This is a genomic window from Paraburkholderia nodosa DSM 21604 (genome assembly GCF_000519185.1).
GTDB classification, from domain to species: Bacteria; Pseudomonadota; Gammaproteobacteria; order Burkholderiales; family Burkholderiaceae; genus Paraburkholderia; species Paraburkholderia nodosa.
Map to the genome: position 1 here is coordinate 146,789 of NZ_JAFA01000001.1, position 21,675 is coordinate 168,463.

Sequence of the window (21,675 nt, forward strand, 5' to 3'; positions counted from 1 at the left end):
AGCGGGCGGCTGGCGGGCTGACGACGGAGCACGATGCGCGAAACTTCATGCGTACGGGCGGCAACCTCGGACGCGAAGAAGACGGCCACGGTGACGGCGGTAGCCGGCGCGGCGAAAGCGGACGTGAACGATGCCCATGCAACGTGCATTTTGACCTCGCGACTCGTCCGAACGGTAAGCGGACGAATGCAGACGACAGGTTGTAGAGATACTGCGGTTTTGGGGTACTGCGAAAACGGCTTTGGGAGGACCGCGGTGACCGGAGGAGGTGGTCGTTGCGGCGCTACACCAGCTTTAGGCTAGGCGTAGCGATAGGGCCGATAGTCGGCCGAGGGCAATTCGGAGGGTGTTCGGGTAGGAACGCATTCGTCCAATGTAAATCAGGGCGGATGCGCGTGTCAACAGAGAATTTGCAGATTGGCCGCGTGAAGATGCGTGAAGATGGCCGACGAAGCGCTCCGATGCGCCTGCGTCGGAACGCGCCGGTCGCCCGCCCCGCATGGCTTTCAGCGGCTTGAGCGGCGCGCTTCCGGTTCGATCGTCAGCGCTTCGCGATGCGCTTGATCGTCTCGATCTGGCGCGCGATCGCTTCCGGCACCGGCGCTTCGCCGCGCAACACGGCTTCGATCCAGGCGGCCGTCGTGGGCGCGTCGCGACCTTCGGGGAGATCGATTTCGGGCGCGCCGGGCGACGAGCGCTCCGGTTCGACCAGCGTTTCGCAGATGCCGTCGTGCAGCCAGTCGACCTGCACCTGGCGGCGGGTATCGGCGACGGCTTCGCCCTCGGTGCCGCGCGCAAGCAACGCGCCGCCCACCGCCGCTTCCGGATGCGCCGCGAAGAGGGCGCTCAGGCTTTCGCGATACGGCGGGTGCGTGTAGTTCACGAGACGCAGGCCCGGCTCGGCGAACGGCTGCAGCAACTTCACGAGCGTATGCGTGGAGTTGCGCACGCCCATGCGCCGGCGCATCGAGAGCAGGCGCGCGAGTTTGGGCGCGAGCGTTTCGATCGACGAAAACGCGACGCGGCCCGACGCGAGTTGCGCCTCGATTTCGGCGTGATCGCTTGCTTCGGGCCGATTCAGCGCCGCGAAGATTTCCGCGCTCGTCACGCGGCCCGGATCGGTGACGACGCCGTGCACGAGCGCCGGCACGCCTTCGCGCGCGAGGAGCAAGGCGAGCAGCGGCACGAGATTCGGCTGCTTGCGCGCGCCGTTGTAGCTTGGGATCGACACGGGCCGATAGTCGCCTTGCGGCACCGCGAGCGGCGCGAACGAGGCGTGCGCAGCGCAGAGCATGGCGGCCAGCTCATCCGCGGTTTCGCCCTTGAGGCGGTAGGCGAGCAGCACCGCGCCCAGCTCCAGCTCGGGCACGCGGCCGTCGAGCATGGCGGCGTAAAGGGCGTGCGTGTCTTCGGACGAGAGCGAGCGTGCGCCGTGCGGTCCGCGGCCGATCTCCTTGATGAAGCGGGCGCACGGGAAGATGTCGGTGGAGTCGGCGGTGGTCATGGGCGAGCGCGGTTCGTTCGACGGCGTGCGGCGGGCCGCCGTCATATTGAAATGGGGGATGCGACAAGTATCGCACGAGCACGGCGCGGCTCGCCGGCCACGCCCGCGGCCCGCCTGGGCGGCCCCACCTGGGCGGCCCCACCTCGCCGGCTACTTGCAGGCACCGCCGCGCACGCCCACCGCCGCGCGTTACACTCGCGATTGTTCTGGCGGCGCAAGCCGAGCGATCTACAGGCCCGCGTGCCTCGCGCACGCCCCATCACAAAGACGGAGAACTCCATGACGTACGTATTCGAACCGGCGGCGCTCGCCTCGGTGCCGGTGGCCGGCAGCGACACGCGTTTCCCGGTGCGGCGCATCTATTGCGTTGGCCGCAACTACGAAGCGCATGCGCGCGAGATGGGCCACGATCCGAACCGTGAACCGCCGTTCTTCTTCTCCAAGCCCGCCGACGCCGTGCTCTACGTTGCGCCCGGCTCGACCGCCGAATTCCCGTATCCCGCGCAATCGCAGAACGTGCACTTCGAAATGGAACTCGTCGCGGCCATCGGCAAGGGCGGCAAGGACATTCCGGTCGCGAGCGCGCTCGACCACGTGTATGGCTACGCGCTCGGCCTCGATATGACGCGCCGCGACTTGCAGGGCGAGGCGAAGAAGCTCGGTCGTCCGTGGGATACGGCCAAGGGCTTCGACCATTCGGCGCCGATCGGCCCGATCCATCCGGTTTCGAAGATCGGCCAGCTCGCGAAGGGCGAAATCTGGCTCGCGGTCAACGGCGAGGACAAGCAGCGCTCCGACATCTCGCAGATGATCTGGCCGGTTGCCGACACGATCGCGTTCCTTTCGACGCTGTTCGAGCTCAAGGCCGGCGACCTGATCTACACGGGCACGCCCGAAGGCGTGGGCGCCGTGGTCAAGGGCGATCTGATGACGGGCGGTGTGGCAGGGATCGGCGAATTCGCCGTGCGGGTCGTCTGAGCGCCGCGCGCCGCATCACGATTCAAGAGGAGCAAGAGAGGAGCATGAAGCTTTACAGCTATTTCCGCAGTTCGGCGTCGTATCGAGTGCGCATTGCGCTGAATCTGAAGAACCTGTCGTACGAGTACGTGCCGGTTCACCTCGTGCGCGACGGCGGCGAGCAGCTCAAGCCCGCCTACCGCCAGGTGAATCCCGACGCGATCGTGCCGGCGTTCGTCGACGACGAAGGGCACACGCTACAGCAGTCGCTCGCGATCATCGAGTATCTGGAAGAGACGCATCCCGAGCCGCCGCTGCTGCCGAAGTCGCCCGTCGACCGCGCTCACGTGCGCTCGCTCGCGCTGCAGGTGGCGTGCGAGATTCATCCGGTGGACAACCTGCGCGTGCTCAAGTACCTCAAGCACACCGTGGGCGCGGACGACGCGACGAAAGACGCGTGGTATCGCCACTGGATCGAGGCGGGTTTCGCGACGCTCGAACAGCGGCTCGCCAGCGATCCGCGCACCGGCAAGCTCGCGTTCGGCGACACGCCGACTGTCGCCGATCTTTGCATCGTGCCGCAGGTCTACAACGCGAACCGGTTCAAGATCGACACGACGCGTTACCCGACCATTCAGCGCATCAACGACTACGCGCTCACGCTCGATGCGTTCGCGCGCGCCGCGCCGGGTGTGCAGCCGGATACGGAATGAGCGTCTGACCGGCTCACGCTGGCCGTACCAATGAAGAAGGGCGTCGTTCGCGAGAACGACGCCCTTCGTGCATCTAAGTCCGGGTAAAGCGCGCTTTCAGCTGCCAAGCAGCGCGTCGGCGAATTCCTCGGCCACGAACGGCTGCAGGTCTTCGACCTTTTCGCCCACGCCGATGAAATACACGGGAATCGGGCGCTGCCGTGCGATCGCGGCGAGAATGCCGCCCTTGGCGGTGCCGTCGAGCTTCGTGACGATGAGGCCGGTGAGGCCGAGCGCGTCGTCGAAGGCCTTGACCTGTGCGAGCGCGTTCTGGCCTGTGTTCGCGTCGATCACGAGCACTACCTCGTGCGGCGCGCCGTCGAACGCCTTGCCGATCACGCGCTTGACCTTCTTCAGCTCGTCCATCAGATGCAATTGCGTGGGCAGGCGGCCCGCGGTGTCGGCCATTACCACGTCGATGCGGCGGGCGCGCGCGGCGCTCACGGCGTCGAAGATCACCGCCGCCGGGTCGCCGCTTTCCTGCTGCACGACCGTCACGTTGTTGCGCTGCCCCCAGATGGCGAGCTGTTCGCGCGCGGCGGCGCGGAACGTGTCGCCGGCGGCGAGCAGCACGCTCTGGTCGAAGCTTTGCAGATGCTTGGCGAGCTTGCCGATGCTGGTGGTCTTGCCCGCGCCGTTCACGCCCGCGATCATCATCACGAGCGGCTGCGCGCGGCCGAGCATGAGCGACTTTTCGAGCGGCTTGAGCAGGCCGATGAGCAGCTCGCGCAGGGCGTTCTTCACCTGCAGTGCGTCGGTCAGGCGCTCGGCGCGCACCTTCTGGCGCAGCGTTTCGAGCAGATATTCGGTCGCGTCGACGCCCGCATCCGACATCAGCAGCGCGGTTTCCAGCTCCTCGTAGAGGTCGTCGTCGATCTTCGCGTTGACGAAGATACTCTGGATGTTCGAGCCGGTTTTCGAAAGCCCCGACCTCAGGCGCGTGAGCCACGATTGCTTTGCGGCGGGCTCGAGCGCGGGCGGCGGGACGATTTCGACGGCTTCCGGCTCGTCATCGTTTTCGTCGGCGGCTTGCTGCGGCTGGACCGGAGCGGGCGCGACCGGTGGAGCGGACGGCGCGGGCGACGGTTCGCGGGGCGTGCTGGCGGGCGCGTCAACGGCCTCGTCCGGCGCATCGAGCGTGGCTTCGTCCTGCGCATTCTCGGCCGGCGCGTTCTCGGCGTCCTTCGAGCCGCGGAATCGTTTGAAGAAACTGAACATGGTCTGGGGTGGGTCAGGCGCGCTGCGGATCGGACCGAGGGGCGGTCAGCGACGGCATGGGAAGAGGTAACGCGCGGAAAACATGGCATTTTATCAGGCGCGTTAGCTGGAGTCGCTGCGGCGTCGCCGTGGGGGCCCGCCCAGGGCCGTTGCGGCGCGCACGCGGCACCTGCGCGCCCCTGTGGTAACGTGCGCGCATTGGAGGGTGCGATGCGAAAGCGTCGTGCCCGAACCTCGCAGTCGAGTTCCGCCGGCAAGTTGACTGCCGGCGGTCAAATGCACGCAGCCGTACGACCCAACGCATGACCCGTTCCTCACCTTCACGTGGCCAAGGCGGCCGCGCCCATCAATCCGATCCGCGCGCACGTGGCGGCGGTGGTGGCGGCGCGCACACGATCCGCATCATCGGCGGCGACTGGAAGCGCACGCCGCTACCGGTGCTCGACCTCGATGGTCTGCGCCCGACTCCCGACCGCGTGCGCGAAACGCTCTTCAACTGGCTCGGCCAGCGTCTCGACGGCCTGCGTTGCCTTGATCTTTTCGCGGGCAGCGGCGGCCTCGGCTTCGAGGCGGCCTCGCGCGGCGCCGCGCGCGTCGTGATGGTGGAGCGCAGCGCGCGCGCCGCCGCGCAACTGCGCGCGAACCAGGCGCACCTTGGCGCGCGCATGATCGAAATCGCGGAAGCCGACGCACTGCGCCTCGCGGCCAATCTCGCGCCAGGCTCGTTCGATGTGGTGTTCCTCGATCCCCCGTTCGGCGACACCGCGCTGCTCGATCGTGCGCTCGAGCTGGCCGCGCCGCTCGTCGCGCCGGACGGCTGGCTTTACGTGGAGTCGGGCGAGCGCATCGATCCGGCTGTGCGGCCCACGCTGGCGGGCTGGAGCGTGGTGCGCGAGGGCCGGGCGGGTGCGGTTCACTATCATTTGCTGCAGCGCGAAAATGAGGAATAATGCGCGTTCGATAAGAAGCGGCGGGCGGCCTGGCCGTCACGCACGCACGTGTGCATGCGTCGCCACGGCACCGCATTGCGCCCCATTTCTGTTGAGAGGAGAAGCCTCATGGTAGTCGCCGTGTACCCCGGTACCTTCGACCCGCTCACGCGCGGCCACGAAGATCTCGTGCGGCGCGCGTCGAGCATTTTCGACACGCTGGTAGTCGGCGTTGCGGACAGCCGCAACAAGAAGCCTTTCTTCTCGCTCGACGAGCGGCTCGAGATTGCCCACGAGGTGCTCGGCCACTATCCGAACGTGCAGGTCATGAGCTTCAAGGGGCTCCTGAAGGACTTCGTGCGCACCAACAACGCACGCGTGATCGTGCGCGGCCTGCGCGCCGTATCGGACTTCGAGTACGAATTTCAGATGGCGGGCATGAACCGCTACCTGCTGCCCGACGTCGAGACGATGTTCATGACGCCGTCGGACCAGTATCAGTTCATTTCGGGCACGATCGTGCGTGAAATCGCCCAGTTGGGCGGCGATGTGAGCAAGTTCGTGTTTCCGTCCGTGGAAAAGCGCTTGCAGGACAAGGTCGCCTCAATGGGCGCCCCGGTTACGAAGGCGTGAACGCGAGGCGAAAGCAGCGTAAACTGTGGGGCTAAGCAACGTGTGAGCCGGCCTTCGCGCCGGCAGGAAGTGAGAACAGCATGGCCCTGATGATTACCGACGAGTGCATCAATTGCGACGTGTGCGAGCCCGAGTGCCCGAACGACGCGATCTCGATGGGCCCGGAAATCTACGTGATCGACCCGAAAAAGTGCACCGAATGTGTCGGCCATTTCGATGAGCCGCAGTGCATCCAGGTGTGCCCGGTGGAGTGCATTCCCAAGAATCCGGAGCATGTCGAGTCGCCCGAGCAATTGATGCAGAAGTACCACGCGCTGACGGCGGCGAAGAACAGCGCCTGAATCGCGCAATCCTCCGGAAATAAAAAACGCGCCAACTGGCGCGTTTTTTATTTCATCTTGCCGTCTTCTTACGCGACGATGGCCTTCAATGCATGGACGAGCGTGTCGCACTCGGCATCGGTGCCGATCGAGATGCGCAGATGCTGGTTCACGCGCGGCGCGTTGAAATGTCGCACGAAGATCTCTTTTTCGCGCAGTTTGGCCGCAATTGCCGCCGCACCGTGCTCGGGATGCCTCGCGAACACGAAATTCGCCGCCGAAGGCACCACTTGGAAGCCGAGCGCCGTGAGCGCGGCCGTCAGGCGCTCGCGGCTTGCGATCACGCGCGCGCTGGTGGTCCTGAGCCACTCGTCATCTTCGTAAGCGGCGGTCGCGGCGGCTTGCGCCAGGCGGTCGAGCGGGTATGAGTTGAAGCTGTCCTTTACACGGTTGAGCGCATCGATGAGATCGGGGTGACCGAACGCGAAGCCCACGCGCATGCCCGCGAGCGAGCGCGATTTCGAAGTCGTGTGCACGACCAGCAGGTTCGGATAGCGGTCGATCAGCGCGATCGCCGATTCGGCGCCGAAATCCACATACGCTTCGTCGATCACCACCACGGATTCCGTGTTCGCCGCGATGAGCCGCTCGATTTCCGCGAGCGGCAGCGCGTGACCCGTGGGCGCATTCGGATTCGGGAAGATCACGCCGCCATTGGGCTGGCGGTAATCGTCGACGCGAATCGTGAACTGCTCCGTGAGCGGCACCGTGCGGTACTCGACCTCGTAGAGCCGCGCGTAGGTCGGGTAGAAGCTGTAGGTAATGTCGGGAAAGAGGATCGGCTTGTCGTGCTTGAGCAGCGCCTGGAATGCGTGAGCGAGCACCTCGTCGGAGCCGTTGCCGACGAACACCTGCTCCGCGCGGATGCCGTGATGCGCGGCCACGGCGGCGCGCAGACGCTTCGCGACGGGGTCGGGATAGCGGCGCAGCGACTCGCCCGTCTCGCCCAGCTCGTGGCGGATCGCCTCGAGCACGCGCGGGGAGGGCGCATACGGATTCTCGTTGGTGTTGAGCTTGACCGGCTTCGCGAGCGCGGGCTGTTCGCCCGGCACGTAGGGCACGAGCCGGTTGACGATGTCACTCCAGTAACGACTCAAGACGCTCTCCTTGTTTCAACCATTGCGATGCAGCTGCATCACCGCGCGTTCGGCCTCGCCCTTCAGGAACGTCGGCATCACGGCGAGCGCGCGTTCGATCGAGGCGTCGATCACCTCTTGCTCCTCGCGGCGCGGCGGCTTGAGCACGAAGTTCGCGACATCGGGCTTCGCGCCGGCGCGCGCGCCTTCGGGAATCAGGTCGCGCGGATGGCCGATGCCGATGCGCAAACGCCAGTACTGCTGCGTCGACAGATGCGCGGAGATGTCCTTCAGGCCGTTGTGACCGCCGCTGCCGCCGCCGAGCTTGAGCTTGACGGCGCCGGGCGGCAGATCGAGCTCGTCGTGCGCGACGAGGATCTCATCGGGCAGGATCTTGAAGAAGGCCGCGAGCGCGACGACCGATTGCCCCGAGCGGTTCATATAGGTCTGCGGTTCGAGCAGATGCACTTCCTCGCCGTAGAGGCGCGCCTTCGCATAGTGGCCGTGGAAGCGCCGCTCGTCGCGCAGCGTCGTGCCGGCTTCGCGCGCGAGCTGGTCCACGAGCCAGAAGCCCGCGTTGTGGCGCGTCGCCGTGTATTCGGCGCCCGGATTGCCGAGCCCGACGATCAACCTGATCATTGTGGTGTTCCGCCTGCGGAAATCGTTGAATTGACCCGCAAGTGTACGAAAAAGTGCGAAAAAAAACCCGCCGGGGCGAACCGCGGCGGGTCACGTCGTCCGTTTCAGGGAAACGGATCGAGAGGATCGGCTCATTGAGGCCGCTGCGCTTACTCCGCAGCCGGCGCTTCTTCGCCTTCAGCAGCCGCCTGGGCGCCAGCCGGCACGGGTGCCGACGCGATGACCGGGTTTTCCGCTTCAACGTGCTGAACCAGCGTCACGCCTGCGGGCAGGGTGATGTCCTTGGCATGCAGCGATTGACCGGCTTCGATCGTCGCGAGGTCGACTTCGAGGAATTCCGGCAGTTGGCCCGGCAGGCACTGGACTTCGATTTCAGCCAGAACGTGCGAGATGATCGCGCCACCCGTCTTCACAGCCGGGTTGGTTTCCTGGTTCATGAAGTGCAGGGGCACCTTCGTGTGGATCTTCTTGTTCGGATCCACGCGCTGGAAGTCCACGTGCAGCACGAGCTGACGGAACGGGTGGTATTGCACGTCGCGCAGCAGCACTTGCTGCGACTTGCCTGCCACTTCGAGCTCGAGGATCGACGAGTGGAAGGCTTCCTTCTTCAGGGCGTGCCACAGCGCATTGTGGTCGACTTCGACCAGTTGCGGCTCCGAACCGACACCGTACACGATGCCAGGGGTCTTGCCAGCATTGCGCAGGCGGCGGCTCGCACCCGTACCTTGCAGGTTACGCTCGAAAGCGATGACTTTCATTTGATTCTCCATTGCACTGCCCGCGACCAGGCAGTAAAACGGGGCCTTTTCAGCAGAACGCCTACCTTTGGGCCCCCAGCGATGCAGCGCGAACCTTCGTCCGTTCGCGCCGATTACGTGCAAAAGCGCGGCGTTCTTGCGAACCCCGCGCCTTGCGCGTCAATACTTGTCAGCTTTCCGCGAAGAGCGACATCACCGAGTCGCCGCGGCGGATACGCGAGAACGTTTCGGCGAGAAGGCCTGCGCTCGTGAGCGAACGGATCTTCGCGCACGAACGCGCTTCGGTGCCCAGCGGAATCGTGTCGGTCACGACGAGTTCGTCCAGAGCCGAAGCGGCGATACGCTCGCCTGCGCCACCCGAGAGAACCGGGTGCGTGGCGTAAGCGAACACCTTCTTCGCGCCGCGTTCCTTCAGCACTTGCGCTGCCTTGCAGAGCGTGCCGGCGGTGTCGACCATGTCGTCCATGATCACGCAGGTGCGGCCTTCGACTTCACCGATGATGTTCATCACTTCGGCGACGTTCGCCTTCGGACGACGCTTGTCGATGATGGCGAGATCGCAATTCAGTTGCTTGGCGAGCGCACGGGCGCGCACCACGCCGCCGACGTCCGGCGAAACGACCAGCAGGTTCTCGTGATTCTGCTTGCGCAGATCGCCGAGCAGCACGGGCGTTGCATAGATGTTGTCGACGGGAATATCGAAGAAGCCCTGAATCTGGTCGGCGTGCAGATCCATCGTGATGATCCGCTCGACGCCGGCGATCTCCAGCATGTTCGCCACGACCTTCGCCGAGATGGCGACGCGCGCCGAACGGGGGCGGCGGTCTTGACGGGCATAGCCGAAGTAGGGGATAGCTGCGGTGATCCGGCCTGCGGATGCGCGCTTGAGCGCATCGACCATGATCATCAGTTCCATCAGGTTGTCGTTGGTCGGCGCGCAAGTCGACTGAAGGACGAAGACGTCCTTGCCGCGCACGTTTTCCTGGATTTCGACCTGGATCTCACCGTCGGAAAAGCGGCTAACCATAGCCTTGCCGAGGGGAATACCGAGGATCTTGACGACTTCCTGGGCAAGCGCGGGATTTGCGTTGCCAGTAAAAACCATCAGGCCGTCATGGCTGCTCATCATGCACCTGCTGCGGACTTTGAGGGGGCGAGAGGAACTACTTAGGCGAACTGCCCTGGGTAACCCACAGAGCGAACTGCCTGGAAATTTTGGCAGGGGAGGAAGGACTCGAACCCTCGCATGCCGGAATCAAAATCCGGTGCCTTAACCAACTTGGCGACTCCCCTACACTCGACTTTGAGCCTGACTGACCGGTAGGACGATCAACCACGCAAAACTATGCCGCGAAAGCGAAGAGTGGATGCGTATTCAGACTCGAGGCTACCGCGCTTCTCCAGTCAGGTTGTTCCGCAAGCAGTCTGGCTCGTGCCGATTCTGCTTCGGACCGACTGGCGAATGCTGCAAAAACGCTGGCACCCGATCCGGTCATCCGCGCTGGTGCGATGCTGTTCGACACACTTTCAAACCATCGAAGCACCTGCGCTACTTCCGCGTATTTTCCTGCGACAACGGCTTGCATATCGTTATGACCGAAGCTGTCTGGCCATCCGTTTTGCGTTGCTTGCTGTGCAAGAAAGACTGCTATTGTGCGGGTCTTTGTGTCCCTTGTCAACGAGTTTTCCGAAAAAATCTCGGCAGTAGGAACATGAACCCGCGGCGTCACGACCAAAAAATGACGCGGGGGCAATTGTACAGCCTCGAGAGCTTCGCCAACACCCTCCGCGAACGCATTTTTTCCGAACACGAAGAAGGGCACGTCCGCGCCCAGCTTGAGTGCGAGCGCCTGCAATTCCTCGCGCTGCAGGTTGAGCTTCCAGAGACGGTTGAGCGCGAGCAGCGTCGTGGCTGCGTCGGAGCTGCCGCCGCCGAGACCCGCGCCCATCGGCAGACGCTTTTCGATATCGATCTCGACACCCTCGCCCGTACCCGTGTGCTCCTTGAGCAGCGTCGCGGCGCGCACGGTGAGGTCGTGCTCGGCAGGTACGCCTTCCACTTCCACGGTACGCGTGATGCGGCCGTCGTGCCGGCGCGTGAAATGCAGCGTGTCGCCCCAGTCGAGCAACTGGAACACGGTCTGCAGATCGTGATAGCCATTGGGACGGCGGCCCGTGATGTGCAGGAAGAGATTGAGTTTCGCGGGCGCGAGGCAGTCGCGCAGCGAGTCCTGGGTTTCGATCATGATGCTCTTGGGGCGATGCCTGGATCCTGGCCGGCGCATGCCGGCCAGATATTGCTGATGAGAGACGGTAACCGGCGCGCTTACTGGTCGAGCACGAGCTTGATCTGGAGCGGCGGGACTTCGCGCGTGAGATTGACGCGCTTCACGCCAGTGGCCGGCGCGTCCGCGTAGGCGACGTAATCGACGGTCCAGCCGTCCTGCTCGATCTGCGAAAGCCGCTGCGGATTTTGCGGGTCGGGCGTGGTGCGCGCGTGCGATGTGGGCGCGACCGAAGGCTGCAGCCAGTAACGCAGCCCTTCCACGGGCAGTGCGAAGCCGAGCGCCTGCTGCATGAGCGTACTCACGTTGTCGGCCGTGAGCGGCTGGCGGTTAGGCAGTTCCAGCGTGGCTTGCGACGGCGCGGACGTGACGAGCGCGAGCGTTTGGCCGAGTGGATTGAGCAGTTGCAGCGTCACCGTCGAATCGGTCTCGTGCCAGTCGAAGTTGCCGTACGCGTTGCGCTGCTGGCCGTTCTGGTCGACGTACTGCACGGCGAAGCGGCCATGATAGGCGCGGTTCGTCTGCGTAGAGAGCGAGGTCGTGGCGTTCGAGGTGGACGGCTGGCGCGGCGGCTGTTGCGTCGCGCAGCCCGTGAGCACGAGGAGCGCAGCCGCCGCTGCGCCGAGCGACGCGCGCCGTACGAGGCGGGCGGCGCGCGCAACGGGGAGGGCCTTGGGGGAGATCGAAGTGAAAAAATCTGCCATCAGAGATCGTTGACCTGGAGGCGCTTGAGCGTCCTCAGGAGCGTGTCGTTGTCGGGTTCGAGCTTGCGGGCCTCGCGCCAGGCAGCGCGGGCGCCGTCCTGGTCGCCGTTTTTCCAGAGCACTTCGCCGAGGTGCGCGCCAATTTCCGCGTTCGGCTGGAGGCTGTAGGCTTTGCGCAAGAGCTTGATCGCGTCGGCGTTGTCGCCCAGGCGGAATTTCACCCAGCCCACGCTGTCCATGATGAACGCGTCGTCCGGTGCGAGCGCCGAGGCTTTTTCCACCAGTTTGTCAGCTTCCTGCAGGCGCTGGTTGCGGTCCGCGAGCGAGTATCCGAGCGCGTTGTAGGCCTGCGGATTGTCGGGCTGCGTCTTGATCAGCTTGCGCAGCTGCGCTTCCATGACGTCGTAGTGGCCGGTCTTTTCCGCGGCCATCGCGTAGTCATAGGTGAGGTCCGGGTCGTCCGGGAAGTCGGCGGTCGCCTTCGCGAGCCGTGCCTCGGCTTCCGGGTAGCGCTTCGCGTCGAACAGGATCGCGGCATCGGTGCGCGCGATCAGCGCCTGGTCGCGCGGATCGTCGGCCTGAATGCTCGCGAGCTGACGGCGCGCGTCGTCGGTCTTGCCTTCCTTGTCCAGGATCTGCGCGCGCGTGATCTGGGCCGGCACGTACTGCTGGCTGCTGGGCTGGATCTTGTCGAGCCACTTCTGCGCGCCGGCGTCGTCCTTCTGCTCGACCGACAGTTGCGCGAGGTAGATATAGGCCTGACCGGGGTCGGCGGCCGGATTCTTCTCGGCAAGTTGCGCGTATTGCGTCAAATACTTCTGCGCAGCGTCGAACTTCTTCTGCTGCACGCTGATGAGCGCGAGCGCCATGAGCGGCATCAGGTCGGTCGCGTTGTCCTTGTGCAGAATCTCGAACTGCTTCTGCGCGTCATCGAGGCGGTCGGCAGCGAGATAGGTCTGTGCAAGTGCAAGACGGCCTTCACGCGACTTCGGGTTCTGCTGGACGTACTTTTCGATCGACGCAATGCCTTCGGCGCGCTCCTCCGGGCCCATCTGCGCGAGCATCAGCGCGGCGGGAAGGTAGTCGGGCTTGAGCGCGAGCGCCTGCTCGAACGACTTGCGCGCGCCGGGCGCATCGTCGGCGAGCAGTTGCTGGCGTCCGATCGCGAGCTGTGCTTCGGGACGGTTCATGTCGTCCTTGAGCAGCGCTTTGAGCACATTCAGGCCGCCCACGCGATTGGGGCCGCGCGAAAGCAGAAGCTGCAGCGAGAGGATGGCCTGGCCGCGGCTGTCGGCCGGTACTTTCGCCAGTTCGCGCGCGAGCAGCGGCTGGGCGTCGTCGGGCTTGCCGGCAAGCACGAGCAGCGAAGCGTCGAGTTGCGCCGCGCGCTCGGAATCGGGCGCGTACTGCTGCCAGAGCTGGACCGCGGTCAGGGCGTCGGACGGGCTTTGCGCCGCGAGCGCGATTTCGGTCCCGCGCTGCGCCATGCGCGGGTCGTGCGTGTCGCGCGCGAGCGCGAGATACGTTTGAAAGGCCGGTGCAGGCTGGTCGCGCTGCAGCGCGATTTCCGCAGCGAGCACCTGGAAGACGATCTGGCTCGACAGCGGAACGCCCGGCAGATCCTTCTTCTCGTCGGGCGAGGCGGGGCCGAAAGCGTCCGGCATAGTGACGGAAGTGTCGTCCGTGTCGGGGGACGGATCCTGCGCATACGCGTTCGACGTGGTCAGCGCCCAGGCGGCGAGAACCGCGGCGCCAACGAGGCGACGCGCGAAGGCGGCAGGCACGCGGGGCGTCGCGGGACGCTTCGCGAACAGCTTAACGAAAGACAGTTCCATGGAATTCCGTCGAATGTTTCGGTCGATTGTAACGCGCTGGCTACAATACGCGCACAACGCGCACACACGTTTATGCAAGTTGCAGACCAACCCGGACCAGCATCCGAATCAGGCCGCAAGACATGCCAGAGTTGCCAGAAGTTGAGGTTACCCGAAGGGGGATCGAACCGTGGGTCGCGGGCCGCCGCGTCGAGCGTGTGGAGGTGCGCAACCCCGCATTGCGCTGGCCCGTGCCGGCCACGCTCGCCCGAACGCTGCGCGGCCGCACGATACGTTCGGTCGGGCGGCGCGGCAAATATCTGCTGTTCGAGGTCGACGAGGGCTGGTTCATCGTGCATCTCGGCATGACCGGTACACTGCGCGTGCTGCGCAATCTGCCGAAGCCGCCCGCCGCGGAGAAGCACGATCACGTCGACTGGTTCTTCGACGACTTCACGCTGCGCTTTCGCGACCCGCGCCGTTTCGGCGCCGTGCTCTGGCACCCGCGCGAGGCCGGCGACGTGCTCGGCCATCCGCTGCTGGCGGGGCTCGGCATCGAGCCGTTCGCGCCGGCCTTCGACGGCGCGCTGCTCTTTCGCGAGACCCGCGGCCGCAAGGTCGCCGTCAAGCAGGCGCTGCTCGCGGGCGATATCGTGGTGGGCGTTGGCAATATCTACGCGTCGGAAAGCTTGTTCCGCGCCGGCATCCGGCCGACCACCCCGGCGGGCCGCGTTTCGCTGGCGCGTTACGAACTGCTCGCGGACGCCGTGCGCGCCGTGCTCGCCTCGGCCATCGAGAAGGGCGGCAGCACGCTGCGCGACTTCGTCGGCAGCAATGGCGAAAGCGGCTATTTCCAGCTCGAATACTTCGTTTATGACCGCGCCGGCCAACCCTGCCGCGTGTGCGGCACGCCGATCAAACAGATCGTGCAGGGCCAGCGTTCCACCTATTTCTGTCCGCGCTGCCAGCGCTGAGCGACTAGCTTTTTCATGTACCGAACGTCCTCCACTTCCGCGCCGCTACCGGCTGGCGCCTATCCCGCTGAACTCCTTACCGGTTTCGCGCCGCGCCTGATCGCCTGGCAGCGCGAGCATGGCCGTCACGACCTGCCTTGGCAGAACACGCGCGACCCGTACCGTATCTGGCTCTCGGAAATCATGCTGCAGCAGACCCAGGTCTCGACCGTGATTCCGTACTACACGCGTTTTCTCGAGCGCTTTCCCACGGTCGAAGCGCTCGCCGCCGCGCCCGACGACGACGTGATGGCGCTCTGGGCCGGCCTCGGCTATTACTCGCGCGCGCGCAATCTGCACCGCTGCGCGCAGGTCGTGGCCGATACCCACGGCGGCAAGTTTCCTTCGACGGTCGAGGCGCTCGCTGAGCTGCCCGGCATCGGCCGTTCGACGGCGGCGGCGATCGCGTCGTTCGCGTTCGGCGCGCGCGAGACGATCCTGGACGGCAACGTGAAGCGCGTGCTCGCGCGCGTGTTCGGCGTGGAAGGCTTTCCTGGCGAAAAGCGCGTGGAGAACGCGATGTGGACGCTCGCCGAAACGCTCGTGCCGGGTCCCGAAGCGAGCGACGCCGACGTGAGCGCGTACACGCAGGGCTTGATGGATTTTGGCGCGACGCTTTGCGGGCGCGGCAAGCCCGACTGCGCGCGCTGCCCGTTCGCTGACGACTGCGTGGCGAAGACGACGGGACGTCAGCGCGAACTGCCCGCCGCGCGCCCGAAGAAGGCCGTGCCCACGCGGCGTACGTGGATGCTCGTGCTGCTCGACGGCGACGCGGTCATGCTGGAGAAGCGCCCGCCATCGGGTATCTGGGGCGGATTATGGAGCTTGCCCGAAGCCGCGGACGAACCCGCGCTCGCCGAGCGCGCGCGAGACTTCGGCGTGACGCCGGAGGGCGCGGCGTCGAGCTCCGCGCTCATGCCGCTCACGCATACGTTCACGCATTTCAAGCTAGACATCGAGCCGCGCGTGATCGAACTCAGGCACGATGCCGCGCCGCTCGAAGCCAACGATGGACAGACCGCATGGGTGTCGCTCGGCAATATCGACGCGTATGGCCTGCCCGCGCCAGTGCGCAAGCTGCTCGACGGTTTGCGTGGACCGCTGATCTGAGTCAGCGAGCAAGCGACATCAACGCAGCATCAACGCCGCCTCAAAGCAATTGATGCTGCTGCATGTAGTGATGCACGATTTCGATACGCGCGCCCGCGTCGTTCAACTCCATGAGCTTCTGACGCGCGCGCAGCGCGATCGGCAGCACCTCGGCCAGACGGTTCGATACCCACGAGGGATCGTCGAAGCGGAACGGCTCCGCAAACGGCAGGCTCGCGGGGTCGCGCTCGCGGATCGTCGCGATGATGCGCTCGAGGACTTCCGCACACGCGCCGAATTGCGCGAGCTGATTGCCGCCTTCCAGCGGAATATCTTCGGGGATCAGTTCGGCCATGCCCACGAGCAGGCCGTCGGCTTCCACGCGATGCGAGAGCAGATGAAAGCGCTGGGTGCCGTGAGCCTGGATGTGCAGCATGCCGACGGTCTCGACATCGCATTGCTCGATGAGCGCGAGGCAGCCGACGGGCTCGGGCACGGCAGTGGTCTCGTCGGGCTGCGCGACTTCCGCGCCGCTTTTGAGCAGACACACGCCGAACGGCGTGTGCTCGCGCAGGCACTCGCTCGCCATGTCCAGGTATCGCGCTTCGAAGATCTTGAGCGGCAGCAGGCCGCCGGGGAACAGTACCGTATGCAGCGGGAACAACGGCAAATCGGCAAGCACGGCAGGAGACGAGGGCATGGCGCAACGCTTTCGGTTAAGGGCCGCGCGATGCGCAGCCGGTTAGGCGATCAGCCGTGACGACTCTCCGACATCGAGAGGCGCGTCGCGGTGACGCACGATAACGTTCGACTCGCCGGCAAAGCGCGTGGCGAGCGTCTGGGCGATGTACACCGATCGATGTTGTCCGCCCGTGCAGCCAATCGCAACGGTGAGATAGCTGCGGTTGTCGGCGCGAAAGTGCGGCAGCCACTTCGCGACGAACGCATAGACATCGTCGATCATTTCGTGAACGGCCGACTGCGCATTCAGAAAGTCGATCACGGGCTGATCGAGCCCGGTGAGCGGCCGCAGGCGGGCGTCGTAATGCGGGTTCGGCAGCGTGCGCACATCGAACACGAGGTCCGCGTCGAGCGGCACGCCGCGCTTGAAGCCGAACGATTCGAACGTGAGCATGAGCGAGCCGCGCTCGCCGCCGACGAACACTTTCACCCACTGGCGCAGTGCGTTCGAACTCAGGTTGCTCGTGTCGACCTGATGGCCGAATTCGGCGAGGTTCGAGACGAGTTCGCGCTCGTGCTCGATCGCTTCTTCGAGTGACTTGAGCATGCCCACGTTCGCGTCGTGCGCGGCGGAGCCCGAAAGTGGATGGCGGCGCCGCGTTTCCGAGAAGCGCTGGATGAGCGACTGCGTACTCGCGTTGAGGAAGAGCACGCGCACGTCGTGGCGAAGAGCCAGGTCGCGGATCATCTCCGGCATGTCGTCGAACGACGAACCCGAGCGCGCATCGATAGCGACGGCGAGGCGTTCGTAGCCATCGTCGCTGAGATATTGGGCGAGTTGCGGTAGAAAGCGCGGCGGCAGATTGTCGACGCAATAGTAGCCGACGTCTTCGAGCGCGTTGAGCGCCACTGACTTGCCGGAACCCGAAATGCCGGTGATCAGGATGATACGCATGGGAGAGTCGATGAACCCGATTGGGTCATCATAGCATCCGATCCGCGCGCCTGTATTGGCTCTCCGGGCCGCAGGCGCTCGTTTCGGGGGGGGCGCGCGGCGTGCTTCGCGCGCCTCGCCGGCCGCGCGGCTTCGGGCGTCAGATCAGCTTGCCGGGAAACTGGCTGTCGGGGTCCTGCATGGCGAGACGCTGGCGGTCCATGAAGTCGCGCAGGGTGTCGATACCGCGCAATTGCAGGATCGTGTTGCGCACGGCGGCCTCGACCAGCACGGCGAGGTTGCGGCCCGCGGCCACCTGGATCGTGACCTTGCTGATGGGCAGGCCGAGCACGTCGACGGTCTGGCTCTCCAGCGGCAGACGCTGGAACTCGCCGTCCGGGCGGCGCACGAGCTGCACGATGAGCTTGAGCTTCATCTTCCGGCGCACGGCCGTTTCACCGAAGATCGTCTTGATGTCGAGCAGACCGAGGCCGCGCACTTCGAGCAGATTCTGCAACAGCGGCGGGCAGCGGCCCTCGACGAAATCGGGGCCGAGGCGCACGAAGTCCACGGCGTCGTCGGCCACGAGGCCATGGCCGCGGCTGATCAGCTCCAGACCCAGCTCGCTCTTGCCGAGACCCGAGTCGCCCGTGAGCAGCACGCCCATGCCGAGAATGTCGAGAAACACGCCGTGCAGCGTCGCGCGCGGCGCGAGTATGCGCGACATGTAGAGGCGCAGGCTGTCGATGACAGTGGCCGCCGACATTGGCGTGGTGAAGAGCGGCGTGGAAGAACGCGTACAACGCAGCACCAGTTCGGGGGGCGCGGTCATGCCGTCGGCGACCACGAGGAACGGCGGTTCGAGCGCGATCAGCTCGGCCATGTGGCGCGAGCGGTCTTCGTCGGTCTGGCGCTGGTAGTAGTGGATTTCGGCGTCGCCGAGCACCTGGATGCGGTTCGGGTGGATGAGGTTCAGGTGGCCGACGAGGTCCGCGCTCGCCGTGGCCGTGGCCACCGTCTCGGTCGAAAAGCCGCGTTCCCAGCCTTCGTGCCCCGTCAGCCAGCTGAGTTTCAGCGTGGTGGCGTTGTCGTCGAAGATGCTTTGGGCGTTGATGCTGGAAGTGTCCATGAGTCGGTGACTCCGCGAGATGACTCGCTTAACGGCTGACTGAATTGCTGGCTAAATAAATCGCGCGACCTGGATGCGCTACCTGGGTGGTTAACGGCTGCCGACGCCCGGCGCTTCACCCCTGCAACGAGCGTCGAGCGCGCGCTGTTCGGCCGCGCGTACCGCGACCGCGCACCACAAGACGCCGCACATTACATCAAGGTTGCCACTGGGTGAGCAGGCGATGCAACGTTTCGCGGTCTTCTTCCGTATGGAGCCGCTCACGCGTTTCGCGATCCGACAACAGTTGTGCGATCTCTGACAGGATTTCAAGGTGCTGCTGCGTGGCCTGTTCGGGCACGAGCAGGAAGATCAGGAGCGAGACGGGCTGACCGTCTGGCGCTTCGAAGGCGATCGGCTCGGCGAGGCGCACGAAGGCGGCCTGCGGCTGCTTCAGGCCCTTGATGCGGCCGTGCGGGATCGCGACGCCTTCGCCCAGGCCCGTAGAGCCGAGGCGCTCGCGTGCGAAAAGATTGTCGGTAACCGTGCTGCGGGCGATGCCGTTCTGGTTTTCGAAGATCAGGCCAGCCTGCTCGAAGACGCGTTTCTTGCTGGTGACGGACAGGCCGACGACGACGTTCTCGATAGGAAGTATTTTGGCTAAACGATTCATGTTGGCAGGCGAAAACGTGGCCTGAATGCTCCACACCCCGACAGCTGACCGCTTTGGCGGAAGCTTTGGATCTGGCGACGAAGCCCGGTGCCGGGACCAGTGGGGACCTGTTGGCGCGTTAGACCCCGTAATACGACTGGACCATTATAGAACAAGCGTCCATGCCGATGGTGCGATGCGCCACGCATGAGCGCAACCCTCGTTGCCCGGTTGCACCCAGCGGTAAAACCCTGCATTGCGTGCACTCACGAAAAAGCCGCCCGGTTCGGGCGGCTTTGCTTCGAGGGGCGGAGGATGAACTATCGACTCCAGCCCCGGTTCATGGCGTGAATCGCCACACAGGACACTGTGGGATCACTGCGGCGGGATTTCGATGATGGGCGCAGGCTGGTGCTTGATCGCCTCATGTTGATGTCCCTGCACGCGGTCCTTGTGACGTACGACCTGGCGGTCCAGCTTGTCGACCACGAGATCGATGGCGGCGTACATGTCGCCGTTCGCGCTCTCCACAAATATGTCCTTGCCTTTCAGATGAAGGTTCACTTCAACCTTCTGTCTCTTATCCTTTTCCTTATGGTTGTCGACCGAGAGGACCACATTGCCATCGATTACCTGATCGAAATGTCTTAGCACCCTGTCCAGTTTGGTGATCACGTATTCTCGCAACGCTGGCGTTACTTCGAGATGGTGTCCACTGATCTTCAGATTCATAGTGCTTCTCCAGGCTAATGGCCGCGTGACGCGTGAAGTGCGGCAATGCCGGTCGACTGTCTGCCTGTGCGCGGCTCCCCGAAAGGCCTGCGACGGCGGGCTAACTCGGCCGGCCATGTCCGCCAACGGGCGTAGCGGCCGGAAAACGCCTGCTCCGTAAAAGCCGGAACAAGCTAAAGAGACTTGCGCAGATTGACCGCCGGAATCTTCAGTGCCTCGCGATACTTCGCGACTGTGCGTCGCGCGACCACGAAGCCCTGTTCCGCCAGCAGTTCGGCTATGCGGCTGTCTGAAAGAGGAGATTTGGTGTTCTCGGCTCCTATGAGTTGCTTGATGAGGGCGCGGATGGCGGTAGACGATGCAGCGCCTCCGGTGTCCGTCGATACATGCGATCCGAAGAAGTACTTAAATTCAAGTGTCCCGAATGGAGTCAGCATGTATTTACCGGTTGTCACACGCGAGACAGTTGATTCGTGTAGGCCCAGCGTATCAGCAATCTCCCTCAAAACCAAGGGGCGCATGGCGATTTCGCCGTGCACGAAAAAGTTCTTCTGACGCTCGACGATAGCCTGCGCAACACGCAGGATCGTCTCGAAGCGCTGCTGGATATTCTTGATGAGCCAGCGCGCTTCCTGCAGCTGCTGGCGCAGCGAACCGCTGCCCGGATCGCCGCGGTTGTTGCGCAGGATATTCGCGTACAGATGGTTGATGCGCAGCTTCGGCACCACCTCGGGGTTCAGTTCCGCATGCCAGTTCTGGCCGGCCTTCTTCACGATGATGTCGGGCACCACGTAATCGGCTTCGGCCTTGCCATACGATGCACCCGGGAACGGTTCGAGCGAACGGATCAGCGCATGCGCCTCGCGCAGCTCGTCGTCGCCCGTCTTCAGTTGCTTGCGCAACCGCGTGAAGTCGCGCGCGGCGAGCAGTTCCAGATGGTTCGACACGATCTCGAGCGCGAGTGTGCGCGTGGGCGACGAATTGACGCGCAGCAACTGCAGCTTGAGGCACTCGGAAGCGGAGCGGGCGCCCACACCCGCGGGGTCGAAGCTATGCAGCAGCGCTAGCGCCGCATTGAATTCGTCGGTGTCGATTTCGAATTCTTCGGGAATGTCGGCAAGTATTTCCTCACAGGTCGCGCTGAGGTAGCCGTCTTCGTCGAGCGATTCGATCAGGAAGGTGATGAGCGCGCGGTCGCGCTGGCTCGCGTTCGTTTCGCGCAACTGCGCCATGAGATGGTCGCGCAGCGTGGTGGTCGACTCGTGGATCTGCAGCGGCGGCAGGTCGTCGTCGTCGGAGGCGTTGCCCGAGCGGCCGTAGTCGTCCAGGTTCCACTGGCTCGCGTCGCCGTTCGCGTCGCCGCCAAGGCCGTCGTATTCGTCCACGCCCCGCGGCTCGCTCTCGCTGTTCTCGCCGCTGCCGTTCGAGGCCGAAGTGCCGCTGTTCGCGCCCTGCATCGGCTCGGCGCCGGAGGACGTGGGCGGCTGCGCGATGAGCGAGCCGTCCGCGGCCACGCGCAGCGGGCTCGCGATCCAGTCGTCCTCGTTCTCGAGCAGCGGGTTCTGCGAGATCGCCGTCGCGACCTCCTGCTGCAGTTCGAGCGTCGACAGCTGCAGCAGCCGGATGGACTGTTGCAGTTGTGGCGTGAGCGCAAGATGCTGCGAGAGGCGGAGTTGGAGGCTGGCTTTCATGGCGGTGTGCGAACCATTGTAAAGAGTTTGCCACGCGGGCGAAACCACGGGACATTCGCAAAAACGAGCGTGCGCCGCGCCGGTGCGTGCCCGGAATTTGGTGCGCAAACAGGGGGCGCTGCCCGG

Annotated in this window: 22 protein-coding genes and 1 tRNA gene; 7 read left to right on the top strand and 16 right to left on the bottom strand. The window is 64.8% G+C overall.

Annotation, left to right across the window (positions count from 1 at the left end; translation table 11 throughout):
- Window positions 1-541 precede the first annotated feature (541 nt).
- On the bottom strand, window positions 542-1,504 hold the full coding sequence (ybiB, locus tag A3CW_RS0100705) for a DNA-binding protein YbiB (RefSeq protein WP_028201841.1): 963 nt from the start codon (window positions 1,502-1,504) through the stop codon (window positions 542-544).
- Window positions 1,505-1,783: 279 nt separating this feature from the next.
- Between ybiB and A3CW_RS0100710 the strand changes: the two genes are divergently transcribed.
- Window positions 1,784-2,482, top strand: coding sequence for a fumarylacetoacetate hydrolase family protein (locus A3CW_RS0100710; RefSeq protein WP_028201842.1), 699 nt, complete (start codon window positions 1,784-1,786; stop codon window positions 2,480-2,482).
- Window positions 2,483-2,526: 44 nt separating this feature from the next.
- Entirely contained in the window at window positions 2,527-3,174 is a 648-nt protein-coding gene (gene maiA / locus A3CW_RS0100715) for a maleylacetoacetate isomerase (RefSeq protein ID WP_028201843.1), read from the top strand.
- A gap of 96 nt (window positions 3,175-3,270) precedes the next feature.
- Here maiA and ftsY read toward each other — a convergent pair whose 3' ends face one another.
- Window positions 3,271-4,431 carry a signal recognition particle-docking protein FtsY gene (ftsY, locus tag A3CW_RS0100720; protein WP_028201844.1) on the bottom strand — a complete coding sequence of 387 codons (1,161 nt, stop codon included), beginning with the start codon at window positions 4,429-4,431 and terminating at the stop codon, window positions 3,271-3,273.
- A gap of 302 nt (window positions 4,432-4,733) precedes the next feature.
- Between ftsY and rsmD the strand changes: the two genes are divergently transcribed.
- The 3 genes from rsmD to A3CW_RS0100735 all read left to right on the top strand — a co-directional run bounded on the left by rsmD (window position 4,734) and on the right by A3CW_RS0100735 (window position 6,334).
- The gene (gene rsmD / locus A3CW_RS0100725; protein ID WP_028201845.1) at window positions 4,734-5,381 is read left to right on the top strand and encodes a 16S rRNA (guanine(966)-N(2))-methyltransferase RsmD; all 648 of its coding nucleotides are present in this window, start codon (window positions 4,734-4,736) and stop codon (window positions 5,379-5,381) included.
- A 108-nt stretch (window positions 5,382-5,489) separates the two neighbouring features.
- Window positions 5,490-5,993, top strand: a complete 504-nt coding sequence (gene coaD, locus A3CW_RS0100730) for a pantetheine-phosphate adenylyltransferase (protein WP_028201846.1) — start codon at window positions 5,490-5,492, stop codon at window positions 5,991-5,993.
- A gap of 80 nt (window positions 5,994-6,073) precedes the next feature.
- Entirely contained in the window at window positions 6,074-6,334 is a 261-nt protein-coding gene (locus A3CW_RS0100735; RefSeq protein ID WP_028201847.1) for a YfhL family 4Fe-4S dicluster ferredoxin, read from the top strand.
- Window positions 6,335-6,402: 68 nt separating this feature from the next.
- Here the strand turns inward: A3CW_RS0100735 and hisC are convergent, their stop codons facing one another.
- From hisC to A3CW_RS0100775, 8 genes are all read right to left on the bottom strand, one after another.
- Window positions 6,403-7,470 (bottom strand): histidinol-phosphate transaminase, encoded by a 1,068-nt coding sequence (gene hisC, locus A3CW_RS0100740; protein WP_028201848.1) that lies wholly within the window; start codon window positions 7,468-7,470, stop codon window positions 6,403-6,405.
- A 15-nt stretch (window positions 7,471-7,485) separates the two neighbouring features.
- Window positions 7,486-8,088, bottom strand: a complete 603-nt coding sequence (pth, locus tag A3CW_RS0100745; protein ID WP_028201849.1) for an aminoacyl-tRNA hydrolase — start codon at window positions 8,086-8,088, stop codon at window positions 7,486-7,488.
- 149 nt (window positions 8,089-8,237) lie between these two features.
- On the bottom strand, window positions 8,238-8,846 hold the full coding sequence (locus A3CW_RS0100750; protein ID WP_028201850.1) for a 50S ribosomal protein L25/general stress protein Ctc: 609 nt from the start codon (window positions 8,844-8,846) through the stop codon (window positions 8,238-8,240).
- Between the two features lie 169 nt (window positions 8,847-9,015).
- Window positions 9,016-9,972, bottom strand: coding sequence for a ribose-phosphate pyrophosphokinase (locus tag A3CW_RS0100755; RefSeq protein ID WP_028201851.1), 957 nt, complete (start codon window positions 9,970-9,972; stop codon window positions 9,016-9,018).
- A gap of 90 nt (window positions 9,973-10,062) precedes the next feature.
- Window positions 10,063-10,139: transfer RNA gene (locus A3CW_RS0100760), tRNA-Gln, on the bottom strand.
- Between the two features lie 50 nt (window positions 10,140-10,189).
- A complete protein-coding gene (gene ispE, locus A3CW_RS0100765) occupies window positions 10,190-11,092 on the bottom strand; it encodes a 4-(cytidine 5'-diphospho)-2-C-methyl-D-erythritol kinase (protein ID WP_028201852.1) in 903 nt (300 codons plus the stop codon).
- Between the two features lie 80 nt (window positions 11,093-11,172).
- Entirely contained in the window at window positions 11,173-11,835 is a 663-nt protein-coding gene (lolB, locus tag A3CW_RS0100770; RefSeq protein WP_051481081.1) for a lipoprotein insertase outer membrane protein LolB, read from the bottom strand.
- Window positions 11,835-13,670 (bottom strand): tetratricopeptide repeat protein, encoded by a 1,836-nt coding sequence (locus tag A3CW_RS0100775; RefSeq protein WP_028201854.1) that lies wholly within the window; start codon window positions 13,668-13,670, stop codon window positions 11,835-11,837. The genes lolB and A3CW_RS0100775 overlap by 1 nt, the downstream gene beginning before the upstream one ends.
- 122 nt (window positions 13,671-13,792) lie before the next feature.
- On the opposite strand from A3CW_RS0100775, the gene mutM reads away from it, so the two are divergent.
- Window positions 13,793-14,623 (top strand): bifunctional DNA-formamidopyrimidine glycosylase/DNA-(apurinic or apyrimidinic site) lyase, encoded by an 831-nt coding sequence (gene mutM, locus A3CW_RS0100780; protein WP_028201855.1) that lies wholly within the window; start codon window positions 13,793-13,795, stop codon window positions 14,621-14,623.
- A 15-nt stretch (window positions 14,624-14,638) separates the two neighbouring features.
- The gene (gene mutY, locus A3CW_RS0100785; RefSeq protein ID WP_028201856.1) at window positions 14,639-15,772 is read left to right on the top strand and encodes an A/G-specific adenine glycosylase; all 1,134 of its coding nucleotides are present in this window, start codon (window positions 14,639-14,641) and stop codon (window positions 15,770-15,772) included.
- A gap of 40 nt (window positions 15,773-15,812) precedes the next feature.
- Here the strand turns inward: mutY and A3CW_RS0100790 are convergent, their stop codons facing one another.
- The 6 genes from A3CW_RS0100790 to A3CW_RS0100815 all read right to left on the bottom strand — a co-directional run bounded on the left by A3CW_RS0100790 (window position 15,813) and on the right by A3CW_RS0100815 (window position 21,549).
- On the bottom strand, window positions 15,813-16,451 hold the full coding sequence (locus A3CW_RS0100790) for an LON peptidase substrate-binding domain-containing protein (RefSeq protein ID WP_028201857.1): 639 nt from the start codon (window positions 16,449-16,451) through the stop codon (window positions 15,813-15,815).
- Window positions 16,452-16,493: 42 nt separating this feature from the next.
- The gene (rapZ, locus tag A3CW_RS0100795; RefSeq protein WP_028201858.1) at window positions 16,494-17,387 is read right to left on the bottom strand and encodes an RNase adapter RapZ; all 894 of its coding nucleotides are present in this window, start codon (window positions 17,385-17,387) and stop codon (window positions 16,494-16,496) included.
- A 139-nt stretch (window positions 17,388-17,526) separates the two neighbouring features.
- A complete protein-coding gene (gene hprK / locus A3CW_RS0100800) occupies window positions 17,527-18,495 on the bottom strand; it encodes an HPr(Ser) kinase/phosphatase (RefSeq protein WP_028201859.1) in 969 nt (322 codons plus the stop codon).
- A gap of 196 nt (window positions 18,496-18,691) precedes the next feature.
- The gene (gene ptsN, locus A3CW_RS0100805; RefSeq protein WP_028201860.1) at window positions 18,692-19,147 is read right to left on the bottom strand and encodes a PTS IIA-like nitrogen regulatory protein PtsN; all 456 of its coding nucleotides are present in this window, start codon (window positions 19,145-19,147) and stop codon (window positions 18,692-18,694) included.
- A 354-nt stretch (window positions 19,148-19,501) separates the two neighbouring features.
- Window positions 19,502-19,858 (bottom strand): ribosome hibernation-promoting factor, HPF/YfiA family, encoded by a 357-nt coding sequence (gene hpf, locus A3CW_RS0100810; protein ID WP_028201861.1) that lies wholly within the window; start codon window positions 19,856-19,858, stop codon window positions 19,502-19,504.
- 173 nt (window positions 19,859-20,031) lie between these two features.
- On the bottom strand, window positions 20,032-21,549 hold the full coding sequence (locus A3CW_RS0100815) for an RNA polymerase factor sigma-54 (protein ID WP_028201862.1): 1,518 nt from the start codon (window positions 21,547-21,549) through the stop codon (window positions 20,032-20,034).
- Between the last annotated feature and the right edge of the window lie 126 nt (window positions 21,550-21,675).